The organism is Nitratireductor alexandrii, assembly GCF_004000215.1.
Classification (GTDB): Bacteria; Pseudomonadota; Alphaproteobacteria; order Rhizobiales; family Rhizobiaceae; genus Mangrovimarina; species Mangrovimarina alexandrii.
Genome location: NZ_RBVY01000001.1, coordinates 227,404 through 239,332 on the forward strand (window position 1 = coordinate 227,404; position 11,929 = coordinate 239,332).

General features: G+C 62.5%; 13 protein-coding genes. 8 read left to right on the forward strand and 5 right to left on the reverse strand.

Features of this window, described 5'->3' with window-relative positions; translation table 11 throughout:
* Positions 1 to 74 precede the first annotated feature (74 nt).
* The 4 genes from EP380_RS01090 (at position 75) to EP380_RS01105 (ending at position 3,722) form a co-directional block, all read left to right on the forward strand.
* Positions 75 to 713 (forward strand): acyl-homoserine-lactone synthase, encoded by a 639-nt coding sequence (locus EP380_RS01090; protein ID WP_127595690.1) that lies wholly within the window; start codon positions 75 to 77, stop codon positions 711 to 713.
* 60 nt (positions 714 to 773) lie between these two features.
* Positions 774 to 1,523: an enoyl-CoA hydratase-related protein gene (locus EP380_RS01095; protein WP_106572131.1), complete on the forward strand. Its 750-nt coding sequence runs from the start codon at positions 774 to 776 to the stop codon at positions 1,521 to 1,523.
* Positions 1,524 to 1,599: 76 nt separating this feature from the next.
* Positions 1,600 to 3,045, forward strand: coding sequence for a glycosyltransferase family protein (locus EP380_RS01100; RefSeq protein ID WP_127595693.1), 1,446 nt, complete (start codon positions 1,600 to 1,602; stop codon positions 3,043 to 3,045).
* A gap of 101 nt (positions 3,046 to 3,146) precedes the next feature.
* Entirely contained in the window at positions 3,147 to 3,722 is a 576-nt protein-coding gene (locus tag EP380_RS01105) for a hypothetical protein (protein ID WP_127595697.1), read from the forward strand.
* On the opposite strand, the gene EP380_RS01110 is transcribed toward EP380_RS01105, so the two are convergent.
* Entirely contained in the window at positions 3,717 to 3,938 is a 222-nt protein-coding gene (locus EP380_RS01110; protein ID WP_127595700.1) for a DUF6471 domain-containing protein, read from the reverse strand. The two genes, EP380_RS01105 and EP380_RS01110, sit on opposite strands and share 6 nt — an antisense overlap.
* Positions 3,939 to 4,044: 106 nt before the next feature.
* On the opposite strand from EP380_RS01110, the gene EP380_RS01115 reads away from it, so the two are divergent.
* Positions 4,045 to 5,010, forward strand: coding sequence for an IS1595 family transposase (locus tag EP380_RS01115; RefSeq protein ID WP_127595702.1), 966 nt, complete (start codon positions 4,045 to 4,047; stop codon positions 5,008 to 5,010).
* On the opposite strand, the gene EP380_RS01120 is transcribed toward EP380_RS01115, so the two are convergent.
* A complete protein-coding gene (locus EP380_RS01120) occupies positions 5,007 to 6,836 on the reverse strand; it encodes a site-specific DNA-methyltransferase (RefSeq protein WP_127595706.1) in 1,830 nt (609 codons plus the stop codon). The genes EP380_RS01115 and EP380_RS01120 overlap by 4 nt on opposite strands.
* 79 nt (positions 6,837 to 6,915) lie before the next feature.
* Positions 6,916 to 7,320, reverse strand: coding sequence for a hypothetical protein (locus EP380_RS01125; protein ID WP_127595709.1), 405 nt, complete (start codon positions 7,318 to 7,320; stop codon positions 6,916 to 6,918).
* A gap of 106 nt (positions 7,321 to 7,426) precedes the next feature.
* Here EP380_RS01125 and EP380_RS01130 point away from each other — a divergent pair, with 106 nt between their 5' ends.
* A complete protein-coding gene (locus tag EP380_RS01130; protein ID WP_127595713.1) occupies positions 7,427 to 8,137 on the forward strand; it encodes a glycosyltransferase family 2 protein in 711 nt (236 codons plus the stop codon).
* On the opposite strand, the gene ppk2 is transcribed toward EP380_RS01130, so the two are convergent.
* Positions 8,124 to 9,026 (reverse strand): polyphosphate kinase 2, encoded by a 903-nt coding sequence (gene ppk2, locus EP380_RS01135; protein WP_127595716.1) that lies wholly within the window; start codon positions 9,024 to 9,026, stop codon positions 8,124 to 8,126. The genes EP380_RS01130 and ppk2 overlap by 14 nt on opposite strands.
* A 123-nt stretch (positions 9,027 to 9,149) precedes the next feature.
* Between ppk2 and EP380_RS01140 the strand changes: the two genes are divergently transcribed.
* Together EP380_RS01140 and phoU are read left to right on the forward strand one after the other, a co-directional pair.
* Complete coding sequence (locus EP380_RS01140) at positions 9,150 to 10,433, forward strand: ATP-binding protein (RefSeq protein ID WP_238719657.1); 1,284 nt, start codon at positions 9,150 to 9,152, stop codon at positions 10,431 to 10,433.
* A 93-nt stretch (positions 10,434 to 10,526) separates the two neighbouring features.
* Positions 10,527 to 11,240, forward strand: a complete 714-nt coding sequence (gene phoU / locus EP380_RS01145; protein WP_106572134.1) for a phosphate signaling complex protein PhoU — start codon at positions 10,527 to 10,529, stop codon at positions 11,238 to 11,240.
* A gap of 106 nt (positions 11,241 to 11,346) precedes the next feature.
* Here the strand turns inward: phoU and EP380_RS01150 are convergent, their stop codons facing one another.
* Positions 11,347 to 11,862: a GcrA family cell cycle regulator gene (locus EP380_RS01150; protein WP_106572274.1), complete on the reverse strand. Its 516-nt coding sequence runs from the start codon at positions 11,860 to 11,862 to the stop codon at positions 11,347 to 11,349.
* Positions 11,863 to 11,929: the final 67 nt, after the last annotated feature.

Genomic DNA, 11,929 nt, shown 5'->3' on the forward strand with positions numbered 1-11,929 from the left:
GGCATTACGTGATCACGTAATATTCGCTCTCCGGACTCGTCGTAAGTTTTTCTCTCCATCCACAGGAGGGAACCATGATCTACGCACTGACGACGAACGAGTTGGCCGACCGGTCCGATCTGTGGGACGAGGTTCGCCGGCTCAGGCACAAGATCTTCGTCGAGGAGATGGGCTGGGACGACCTTCGCAGTCCCGACAGCCTCGAAAGCGACCAGTTCGACCACGACGAAGCGGTCCATCACCTTTGCATGCGCAACGGCCGGCTCGCCGGCTACCAGCGCATGCTGCCGACCACACGTCCGCATCTGCTGACCGACATTCTGTCGGATCTGTGCGAGGGCGAAGGGCCGAAGGGCCCCAACGTGTTCGAATTGACCCGCTATGCGGTTACCCACGCGCATCGGGACGGCCGGCGCGGCGTGTCCACGGTCGGCAGCGAGCTGATCGCCGGCTTCGTCGAATGGGGCCTGGAACGCGGCGTCGACCAGGTGATCATCGAATTCGAGCCAATGTGGGTGCTGCGCGCCCTGCAGCTCAGCTTCCTGGCCCGTCCGCTCGGCTATCAGCGGACCTATGGCCGCCAGCAGGTGGTCGCGACCTTGCTGACCTTCAACGAACAGACGCTGGACGTGGTGCGCAGCCGCCGCGGCCATCATGCGCCGGTCTTGAGCCGGGGCATGCCGGAGGACGAGGTCTTTCGGCGCGCGTCCTGACGCCAGATGGGGCGCCGCGCGCCGGCAAAGGCCGCGCGGCTTGGACGATGGGAGAAAATCATGGACAACGCACATGTCACCGAATTCGGCAACCACACGCTCGCGCTGACGCTGTCGGACGCGGACGGCCGTCCGGTGCTCGATCACCGGGCCTATCTGCGGCTCGCCCAGGCATTGCGCGAGGCGGAGGCGCGTGACGACGTTCGCGTGGTCGTCCTGCGTGGCCTGTCGGGATGCTTCTGCCTCGGTGGCGATCTTTCGGAATTCCTCGACGCCAACAAGCATCAATCCCTGATCGGGGCCGTCACCGACATGTTCCGCATGCTGGCGACCTTTCCCAAGCCGATTCTGGCCTGTGTCGACGGCGACGCGGTCGGCGTGGGGTGTACGGTGCTTTTCCACTGCGATCTGGTCTTCGCCTCGGTGCAGAGCACGTTCCGGGTGCCGTTCGTCGATTTCGGCCTTGTGCCCGACGCCGCGACCAGCATCCTGGCGCCGGAAAAACTGGGCTACGCCAATGCTTTCCGCTTCTTCTGCCTCGGCGAGACGCTCGACGCCAAAAAGGCGCAGGCGCTCGGCCTGGTGACCGATCTCGTGGAAACGGAAAAACCGGAAACCGCCGCCGCGCGGGTCGCCTGGCAACTGGCGAAGAAGCCAGTTCGGGCGCTCACCCAGACGCGGGGGCTTCTCAAGGGCGATGCCGCCCAGCTGTGCGCGCGCATCGACCGGGAGGTGTCGCTGTTTCACGACGCGCTGCAGGATGAAGCGACGCTGCGCCGGCTGAAGCGGATCGCGCGCATGGCCGCCTGAGCGCCGGCGGCAGAACCGGGCGTGCCCGGCCGGGGGGACAACGGCTACGGGCGCGCCTCGCCAGGGAGGGGAGACGGTGCAACAGCGCCTTGGAAAGGGCTGGCGCGGGCCGCAAGGCGCGCCGGGCGGGCTAAAGACGCCGCCCGCGCGGCGTCCATGGCGGCCGCCGTGGCACGACGGTGCGCGCCTGCTCGCCGGCATGGCGACCTTGAGCGGCTGGCGCGGGATGCTGCGCCGGCTGCGCCTGTCGGAGGACGAGGCGCTGCGGCTTGCCGTGCGCGCCGACCTTAACGGCACCGAACTGCTCGACGAACTCTACGTGGCCGGCTTCGTGCCCGAAGACGCGCTCTACCGCGCCTTGGCGGACGAGATCGGACTCGCCTTCGAACCGGCCACGCCGTCGGGCGCGCTCGTCCTGCGCGACCGGGAACTGCTTATGCTGCTTTCCCGGCCGCGCGGACAGCTTCACGTGCGCACCGATGGCGGTGGACCGCCAGGGGTGCTGTTGTCGTCGACGAGGCTCAATCCGGGCGAGGCGCGCCGCCGCTTCGACGGTCGCGCCGATCTCGTCAGCCGCCTGCGCCTGGTCGCGCCAGGGAGCCTGCGCGCTGCGTTGCTGGATCTGGCGCGGCGTCTGTTGCTGGACGAGGCCTTGCGCGGCCTGTTCGCCGCCCGGCCGGACCTGTCCGCCCGCCAGGGCGCGACCTCCTGGCAGGGGCTGACGCTCGGGCTGCTGCTGATCGGTGGACCGGTCGCCTACGCCCTGGCGCCGGGAATTACGGTCTGGTCCGCCTTCGTGGTCATCACCGCGATCTTTTTCATGTGCGTCGGTCTGCGCCTGGCGGCGTTGACGCAAGCGCATCCCGCCGATCCGCGTCCGCCCGCCGTCGCGACCGCGCGGACGCTTCCGGTCTACACGATCCTGATCGCCCTGCATTCGGAAGCCGAGATCATCGACGATCTTTTCGACGCGTTGGCGCGGATCGTGTGGCCGCGCAGCAAGCTGGAGATCAAGTTCGTCTGCGAGGCCGATGACGCGCCCACGCTCGCCGCCATCGCCCGCCAGCGGTTGCGACCGTGGATGGAGATCATTCGGGTCCCGCCGTGCCAACCGCGCACCAAGCCGAAGGCGCTCGCCTTCGCGCTGCCGGCGGTCGGCGGCGAACTGGTGGCGCTCTACGACGCCGAGGACCGCCCGCATCCCATGCAGTTGCTGGAGGCCTGGCAACGTTTTCGGGACGGCGACGAGCGGCTGGCCTGCGTCCAGGCGCCGCTGGTGGTGGCCAATGCCGCCGCCGGTGCGCTGCCACGCATGTTCCAGATGGAATATGCGTTGCATTTCAACGGGATTTTGCCCTGGCTCTCGCGGCACGGGCTGAGCTTCCCGCTCGGCGGCACGTCCAACCATTTCCGCGGCCTTATGTATCAAAGGCACCAAGGCTGCGGGTGGAGTCATGATGACTCCACAACCAGACCGAAAGCGGGCATGCTGCTGCGATGGGCGAGCCTCGAAATCTCTTAAAGAAAGTCATCCCGGCCGCGCTTCTGGAACTGGTCGTTTGGTTTCCAGTAGGTGGGTTGATAGACGCCGCATCGAAGTCTCTCTTTGGGAGACAATTTGAGATGGCGGAGTTTTTGACCGGCTACCTCCCACTACTTCGAGGTATCGGCATCGGTGCGGTGATAGCGTTCATCGTGGATGACCTCCTATCGCCGCGATCATGGGTTCTATCGACATGGAAGGAATGGCGAGGGCACCGAGCCACATTTGAGTTTCGATTCAATGCGAGGGATGATCGCGCCTTTGACTACGAAGTTAAGGTGAAGCTTGGCCGGAACAGCGGCAGAGTTTTTCTTACTGGCCGTGCCGCGAGGTTAAGGCACTACATGGACGGAACGACCAAATGGAAATGGGAGACGCCTCCCATTACCCTTTGGGAGACAGCGCGTGGGGCAAAGGGCGAGGAGGTCGAGCGGCAAGTATTTTTGCGGAAACCGGACGACGCTCATAAAGTCCGCGTCTTTGATCGAGACATCTCAATCAAGGATGTAGAGTTAATTCTTGTCGAGGTGACAATCAACGTTGGCGGCAGGGTCGAAAGACGCAAAAAGGTGTTCGAGGTTTTTGTTCCAGAACGGATAATTACGAGGGCGATAGAGCCGTCATGGCTACCCTTCACGCCGAGCGAGCCTTCATAGCCGCAACGCTCTAAGATCAATCGCGATCATACATTGTAACAAGAACGCTGCCGTAAACTTGCCCCGCGAAAGCTTGTTGCGGATATTCACTTCCTTCTCGTCAACGCCTATCGCTGCCAGTTTCTCGACAAGCTGCGAATAGGTGACGCCTTTCCGCTTCAACTCGGCCTTCAGGAGGTTGGCCGCTAGAGCCTCATAGTCCGTCTTCTCTGCCATATGTATCACCTTCGATGCAAAAAGTATCGCAAATGATGACATATGCCCTTGTAAGCCATACGTCAACGTACTATATCCGATACGAACGTAACGGATATGATGACAAATGGCACAGCACTTCCTCCTTTCCGCAGAAGCCCGCACCCTTTCCCTGAAAGCGATCTATCAGGGCGGCGAGGAAAAGGCTTACGAGGCGTTCAAGCGTCTCCGCTGGCAGGAGACGAAAGGCGAGCCGGTTTGCCCCAAATGCGGATGCCTGGATCATTACGCGATCACCACCCGCCGCAAGTTCAAATGCGCGGCCTGTCATGCGCAGTACAGCGTTACCAGCGGCACGATGTTCGCTTCCCGCAAACTGTCCTTCACCGATCTGCTGGCCGCGATTTGCCTGTTCGTGAACGGCTCCAAGGGCATGTCGGCGGTCCAGTTCTCGCGCGATCTGGACGTGCAGTACAAGACTGCTTTCGTTCTGGCGCACAAGCTGCGCGAGGCGTTGGCGGCTGAAACCGCGAATGAAATCCTCGACGGCGAAGTTGAAATCGACGGTGCCTATTTCGGCGGTCACGTTCGCCCGGAGAACCGCGAGGAAGATCGCCGCGACCGTCGCCGCACCGAGAACCGTTCCGACCGTCGCCGCGTCGTCATCGCCCTGCGCGAGCGCAAGGGCCGCACCCTGTCATTCGTGCGCAACCGGGAAGCCGAGGGCGTCGAAATCGCCCGCGCCCGTCTCGTCGCCAAGGCCAAGCTGTTTGCCGATGAAGCCACCCATTGGGATGTTCTGGAAATGCAGTTCGAGACGGGCCGGATCAATCACAGCGAAGCCTACAGCGACGGCAACGGCAAGCACACGAACTTTGTCGAAAGCTACTTCTCGCGCCTTCGCCGCATGGTCAGCGGTCAACACCACCACGTTTCGCACCGCTACCTGTACCAGTATGCGAACCATGCCGCTTGGCTTGAAGATCACCGCCGCCGCTCAAACGGTGCGAACGCCTTCGCCCTGCTTGGTGGCGCGCTCAATCATCCGGTGTCGCGGGTGTGGGCGGGGTACTGGCAGCGGCGCGCAGCCTAAGCCGTTTTCCGTTTGTCGCCCGGCGCGGAATAAACCATCGTGGGATTGAAGTGTCTTTTGACGCCAGTGGATTTCCCACCTGTAAAGCTCAGCGGCAGTTCGGGCTGCGACGGATCGGGCGGCCGAACCGCTTTCGCTTTGGCACGCCGTTTGGCAGTCGAGAATGCAGCCGTTGGCAGATGTTCAAGCGGCGGCAGCTTCGGCAACCGCCCATCGAACCAATCTTGAATAGACACGATCTGTATGCGTGGAATATCGCCGTGTACCGTGTCGGCGAAATTTGCCGCATCCGCCTCTGCCTGCATCGCAGCTGTTGGATGATGCAAGCAAATGAAAAGCCCCATCTCGGCGTTTTCCCGTTCGATTACACCTCTGAAATCACGCACCATGGCCGGCCCAACCGACGATCCACCTTTCACCGATGTGAGCATGCGCCCCCATGGGCGGGCCGGACCATTCGGGAAAAATAGTTCGCCGTCAATGCCGCGATCAGCACCCTTTTTTTGCTCGCGAAGTGCGTGGGGGTTGAAAAGGTAATTCGCCCACCACTGGAATTGATATTTGTCGCGTTCCGCCAGCTTCACCGCAGACGCAAAATCGCGAGGCATACCCTCTATATCGTATGCAACTTCGCCAATCCGCTCGCCTAATCGCGCCTCAATCACCTTGACCGCGTGGATCGCTATGTCGATGCCGATCCACTGCCTTCCAAGCCGTTGCGCAGCTTCGACAGTCGTACCGCAGCCGCAAAATGGATCGAGCACAATGCCGCCTTCGTCGGATGCCGCTCGAATAACGCGATCCAAAAGACCCAGCGGCTTTTGAGTCGGATAACCTATCCTCTCGCGGCCGCCTTGCGCTGGAAGCCATCTAACATCTTCGTCAATCGCTTCCGCGCTTTCGTGAAGAAGACCCTTCGTGTACGGCTGGTAAGCCCATATGTCTTGCAACAGCAATCCAGGGCTGCTGTCGAGATACTGCCTGTACGTTGGAAGAGACCCGGTCGAAGGATCGGGGAAGTCAACAAGGCCTAGATCAGCGAGGGTGTCCAGTTTTTCATGTTGCGGAAGGCTAGAGTCAATGCCAAACGCTTCAACAAGTTCACCTGGAACCGCCCAATGCCTTCCTCGTGCGGTCGGATCATAACCGCGCCACTTTTGCCCGGATTCTCCATTACGCGTTCCTGCGCCATGGATGGAGTTTGTCCAATAGCGGCCCCGTTCATCGCTCTGCTTGAAATAGCTTTCGACGTGCCCCTTCAAATACGGTCGGAATACTGGCCGATGCCTATAGGCATCCGACTTGCGATAGAAGTGGATGACATCGTGAATCGGTCCAAAGCGGTTCGCCTTGTTGTGTGAGCCGGTGCGCCGCCAGATGATTTCGTTGAGATAGTTCTGAGGCCCGAATACCGCATCAAGTATGATTTTTAGATAGTGGCTAGCTGTTGGGTCGCAGTGCAGAAACAACGCACCTTCGGGCTTAAGCTTCCGGTGCAGTTCCTGTAGCCGCACGGCCATCATTACCAAGTAGGCCATCATGTCGCTCTGGCCCAAGGCGGATCGCAGAGCCTCGATGAATTTTGCGACACCACCGCCCGAGGCCATTATCTCGCGATAGGCCCAATTGGTTTCGTCACCCCATGTCCATGTGTCCCTGAAAGCTTCGGCCTGCGCAGCTGCTGCTGCATTTTTTGGACTCTCAAAAAGGACATTGTACTGAGCTTGGCTGTTGAAGGGTGGATCAAGGTAGATCAGATCAATGCTTTGATCGTCCACATACTCTCGCAGGATGTCGAGATTATCGCCAAAGAATAGCTTGTTCATCGCCGTTGCCCTCGCCGCGCCGAATAGAAGTGTGCCGAAATGTGGTTAAGAAAGGAAAAGCGACCCGGTAAGGGATCGTTTACTTTTGAAGATTCCAGATGAACTCGCCGCGTACCTTTTCCGATGTCCGCGTTACAATACCGGCGTCCTGCATCTGCCGAAGCGCCTTCCCCATGCGCTTCACGATGTCGTTCATCATGCGCCGGTTGCGGGAGTCCTTGCCTTCGATCTGGATTAGGCGCTCTGCCATTTCGCGCGACGTTGACGGGCCATGTTCCTTCAATGACTGGCGAAGGAAGGCGCGCAACTCGCCACGGTAGAAAAGCACGATGCGCGGCGCTCTGGTCGCAATCGTCGGCAAATCGCCCTGATAGCCGAGCGTTTCCAGGATGCGCTCCATGGCCTCTAGGTCGTTCGACTGGACCGCGATCTGTTCCCGCAGATCGGCAAGATTGGCGAGCATTTCGCCGCGCTTGCGGAGCAACCCGGATATCGTGTGGTCGTAGGTGTCTGTACGTGAAGGTCTCATAGGTGCGGATTCTATGGGAACCCGCTATGATGCGCCTTGGAAATGTTGGTGCTGTTGATACATAAGGCCGCATTTCCGTCGGCGCGCGCTGATCGCGGTCGGTGGCTGGGATCCCTACAACGTCACCGAGGATGCGGATCTGGGAACCCGCTTCGCGCGGTTCGGCTATCGCTGCGAGACCATCACCTGTCCGACCCTGGAGGACGCACCCGACGAGGTCGGGGTCTGGCTGCGCCAGCGCACGCGCTGGTTCAAGGGCTGGATCCAGACCTGGTTCGTTCATATGCGTCGACCGGCGCGGTTTTATCGCGAGGTCGGGGCGGCGTCCTTCATCGCGGTCCAGGTGATGTTCGCCGGCATGATCGCCTCGGCGCTCGCGCATCCCGTCCTGCTGGCGAGCATCGCCTATCTGGGGGCCAAGCTGGGCTGGGCCGGCACGCTCGATGGCGGCGACGCCGTGCTGCTGGCGCTCGCGCTTTTCAACATGGTGCTCGGCTACGGCTCGTTCCTGGCTCTGGGCTTGCGCTGCCTCGACAAGGCCGACAGGCGCGGTTTCTGGAAGAACGCCGCGCTGACGCCGGCCTATTGGCTTTTGATGTCGGCAGCCGCGTTGCGCGCCTGCTGGCAGATCTGCTGGTGGCCGCATTATTGGGAAAAGACGCCGCACAAGCGCCACGCCGGCACCGAGGGCGAGACCGGCAGCCCGCATGCCCGCTTCCGGAGGTCCCCACGCCCGCCGCAACCGGCCGGTCCGCGCGTCAGCTTCCGATGATCTGCGGCCCGGCGCAGACGATCTTGTCGTCCTGATCGCCGATCAGCGCGTCGTCGCGGCCGTCATAAGGCAGCGACGACAGGATGTGGCGGATCGCCGCCAGCCGCGCGCGCCGCTTGTCGTTGGTCTTCAGCACGGTCCACGGGGCATGCGCGGTATGCGTGCGTTTCATCATCATGTCACGACGCCGTGTGTAGTCGTCCCAAAGGCCCATGCCGGCAATGTCGATCGGGGAGAATTTCCAGATCTTCAGCGGGTCGTGGCGCCGGTCATGAAACCGCTTGAGCTGCATTTCCTGGCCGATATTGAGCCAGAATTTGAAGAAATGAATGCCTTCATTGACGATCATGCGCTCGAAGGAGGGCGTTTCGCCGAGAAATTTCTCCGTCTGTGCCGGCGTGCAGAACCCCATCACCGGCTCCACGACCGCCCGGTTATACCAGGATCGGTCGAAGGTGACGAATTCGCCCGCGGTCGGGAAATGCTCGATATAGCGTTGATAATACCATTGGCCGCGCTCGACCTCGGTCGGTTTCGGCAGGGCGACGTTGCGGGCCACGCGCGGGTTCATATATTGCCGGATGACGAAAATGGTGCCGCCCTTGCCAGCCGCGTCCCGTCCCTCGAAAAGCGACAGGACGCGATGTCCGCTGGCCTGCAGCCAGTATTGCAGCTTGACCAGCTCGATCTGCAGCCGTTCGAGCCGGTCTTCGTAGTCGTCCTTGTCCATCTTGTCGGCATAGGGATAGCCGCCGGACGCCATATCGTTGTCCTTGATCCAGTCCGGCAGCTTGGGATCGTTGATGTCGAACACGCGTTCCTCGCCGTCGATGGTAAGCTTGATCGGGTCTGCGTTCAGCTCAGGATGCGCGAGGTCGGCCTTGGACATTGATTTTTCTCCGAATTGCGGTCGCGGCCATGCTATGGGGCGCTCCGGCAGGCGTCCAGTGCAGCGGGTCGATTCCAAGACGCCCGCGCGTGGGGCGCGCACAGGCGGAGCGCGTTAGGCTCGATGGCGGTTGACGAGGCGATAGATCGGTGGATGCGGCGCGGCGCATCCAATCTGAGACGGGCGAAATGGCTCGTTGCGACCGGTTGCGCGGCGATCGTCGTCCTGGCCTGGCTCGGCGGCCTCGACTGGCCGGTCGCGGGGCTTGCGTTGGCCGCGGTTCTGGCGGTCGCCGCGTTCGGGCCCGGCGCGCGCGCACCGCTGCCGACTTCCGCGGGCGCGGCGGCACCGGCTTCCGCCGGGCTTCAGCCTTATTCGGCCGAATATCTGGCCGCCGCCATTCCCGATCCGCTGGTGATGATCGACCAGGCGGGCGCGATCGTCCATGCCAACGACGCCGCCCGCGCCGCGTTCGGCGATTTCCGGGCCGGGACGCTGATCCAGTTGCGGTTCCGCACGCCGGAATTCCAGAGTTTTTTGAGCGGGCTTCGCGAGGGTGCGGCCGAACCGCACGTTACCGACTATGCCGAGCGCGTTCCGATCGAACGCTGGTTCCGCGTCGTCGGACGGCCGCTCGGCCATGGCACCGAACTTTTCGTACTGGTCTTCAAGGACCAGAGCGAGACGCGGCGGATCGACCGCATGCGCTCCGATTTCATCGCCAATGCCAGCCACGAGTTGCGCACTCCGCTCGCCTCCGTGGCCGGGTTCATCGAGACCCTGCGTGGTCCGGCCCGCAACGACGCCAAGGCCCGCGATCATTTTCTGCAGATCATGCAGGACCAGACCGCGCGCATGGCGCGGCTGATCGACGATCTGCTGTCGCTGTCGCGACTGGAGATGAAGACCTATGCCGCGCCGTCAAGGGCGGTCGACCTGCGCCAGGTCATCGACCGGGTCATCGACGCGATGAACCATCTGGCCGCCGAGGTGGGCGTGACGATCGTCAGGGAAGTCCCGCCCGTGCCGGTGGAAATTCTCGGCCAGCCGGACGAGTTGATCCAGGTGTTCGAGAACCTGGTCGAAAACGCCTGCAAATACGGCCAGTCCGGCGGCAAGGTGGTGGTGTCGCTGGATGCGGGCACGGGCGCGGAGGCGAGCGGCCCCAGCGTGACGGTGCGCGATTTCGGGCCGGGAATACCTGAAGAGCACATTCCGCGCCTGACCGAACGGTTCTACCGCGTCGATGCCGAAACCAGCCGCGCCCAGAAGGGGACGGGGCTCGGCCTGGCCATCGTCAAGCATATTCTAACCCGCTACAATGCACGCCTGACGATCCGTTCGCCGTCTGGCGAGGGTGCGGCTTTCACGGTTCAGTTCCCGCCAAGCCAAAGCCGTTCGTCATGAGACGCGACGGCTGCAAGCCGTTCGCCCCGTTCTTTTTTAGGTCATGTGCATGGCGTATAGAGGGCCGATCCTGCGCCTTGGAGTGGCACCGCGATGAAGTCCGATCACATCATGAACGCCTACGACCAGGAACTGAAGTTCCTGGCCAATAGGATCGCCTTCATGGGCGGCCATGCCGAACGTATGGTCGACCAGGCCGTCCAGGCGCTGGTCGCCTCCAACACCGATCTGGCGCGTAAGGTCGTCGCCGACGACATGGCGTTGGACGAGGCCCAGCGCGACATCGACGACAAGGCCGTCATCATCATCGCCCGACGCCAGCCGATGGCAGACGACCTGCGCGAGATCATCGGCGCGATCAGGATTTCCTCCGATCTCGAACGGGTCGGCGACCTCGGCAAGAACATCGCCAAGCGTGTCGTGTCGCTGAGCGACGCCGCGCAACCGATACAGCTCTTTCGCGGGCTCGAGGCGCTGGCCCAGCTTGCGCTGACCCAGTTGAAGGAGGTGCTCGACGCCTACGCCACGCGCTCCGTCGCCCGTATCGGCCAGGTGCGCGACCGCGACGACGATATCGACGCCATGTACACCTCGCTGTTTCGCGAACTGCTCACCTATATGATGGAGGATCCGCGCAACATCGCCTCGTGTACCCATTTGCTGTTCTGCGCCAAGAACATCGAGCGCATCGGCGATCACGCCACCAACATCGCCGAAACCGTCTATCACATCGTGACCGGCGATCAGATGCCGGCCGAGCGCCCCAAGGAAGACAAGAGCCACAAGGTCGTCATCCCGACCAAATGAGCCCGCCGGCCGGCGGGCCGCTTGAACGGTTTACAAGCTCCGACAGCCCGCGCGGGTCGAGGCGCAGCAAGCGCAATTTTGAGGGATCGCGGTCGCCGCGCCTCGGTCAACGCTGACGTCTGCGCTCGGAGGCCGGCTGAAAGGCGAGGCGGGAATGGTAGGTGCAGTAGGGCCCGGTTTCCGCCGTTTCGTTGCCGCAGAAGTGGAAATCCTCGTGTAGCGGATCGCCGTTCGGCCATTTGCATGTCCGCTCGGTCAGCTCCGCCAGCGAAAGGCGCCGCGAGATCGGCACCACCACGTCTTCTGCCGGCCGCGGCATGGGGCGCGGGACGGCGTCGGCGTCGATCGCGGCATTGAGAGCGTTGGCGCCCACCGTCTGCGGCAGCGGGCGTGAGCCCGAGGAACGCGGCGCGGGCTTGCCGGTGGCGCCGGGCCGCGCGGTCTTCTTCGGCCGGCTCGGCGCGGCCGAGGCGCGGCCACGGCTGGAAAGCTTCAGACGATGAACCTTGCCGATCACGGCATTGCGGCTGACACCGCCCAATTGGGCCGCGATCTGGCTGGCGCTCAGGCCTTCCGCCCACAGCTTCTTCAGCAGTTCGACCCTTTCATCCGTCCAGTTCATCCGCTCACGCTCCTGGTGCATTCGGGTGGCGGAATCGGAATCGTTTCCCGTCCCGGCAAAGCCAGGA

Coding starts and splice junctions, on each gene's coding strand:
- EP380_RS01090 (WP_127595690.1), top strand. CDS start 75: ATGATCTACGCACTGACGACGAACGAGTTGGCCGACCGGTCCGATCTG.
- ppk2 (WP_127595716.1), bottom strand. CDS start 9,026: ATGTCCAAGGCCGACCTCGCGCATCCTGAGCTGAACGCAGACCCGATC.
- EP380_RS01120 (WP_127595706.1), bottom strand. CDS start 6,836: ATGAACAAGCTATTCTTTGGCGATAATCTCGACATCCTGCGAGAGTAT.
- EP380_RS01115 (WP_127595702.1), top strand. CDS start 4,045: ATGGCACAGCACTTCCTCCTTTCCGCAGAAGCCCGCACCCTTTCCCTG.
- EP380_RS01110 (WP_127595700.1), bottom strand. CDS start 3,938: ATGGCAGAGAAGACGGACTATGAGGCTCTAGCGGCCAACCTCCTGAAG.
- phoU (WP_106572134.1), top strand. CDS start 10,527: ATGAAGTCCGATCACATCATGAACGCCTACGACCAGGAACTGAAGTTC.
- EP380_RS01150 (WP_106572274.1), bottom strand. CDS start 11,862: ATGAACTGGACGGATGAAAGGGTCGAACTGCTGAAGAAGCTGTGGGCG.
- EP380_RS01105 (WP_127595697.1), top strand. CDS start 3,147: ATGGCGGAGTTTTTGACCGGCTACCTCCCACTACTTCGAGGTATCGGC.
- EP380_RS01095 (WP_106572131.1), top strand. CDS start 774: ATGGACAACGCACATGTCACCGAATTCGGCAACCACACGCTCGCGCTG.
- EP380_RS01140 (WP_238719657.1), top strand. CDS start 9,150: ATGGCGGTTGACGAGGCGATAGATCGGTGGATGCGGCGCGGCGCATCC.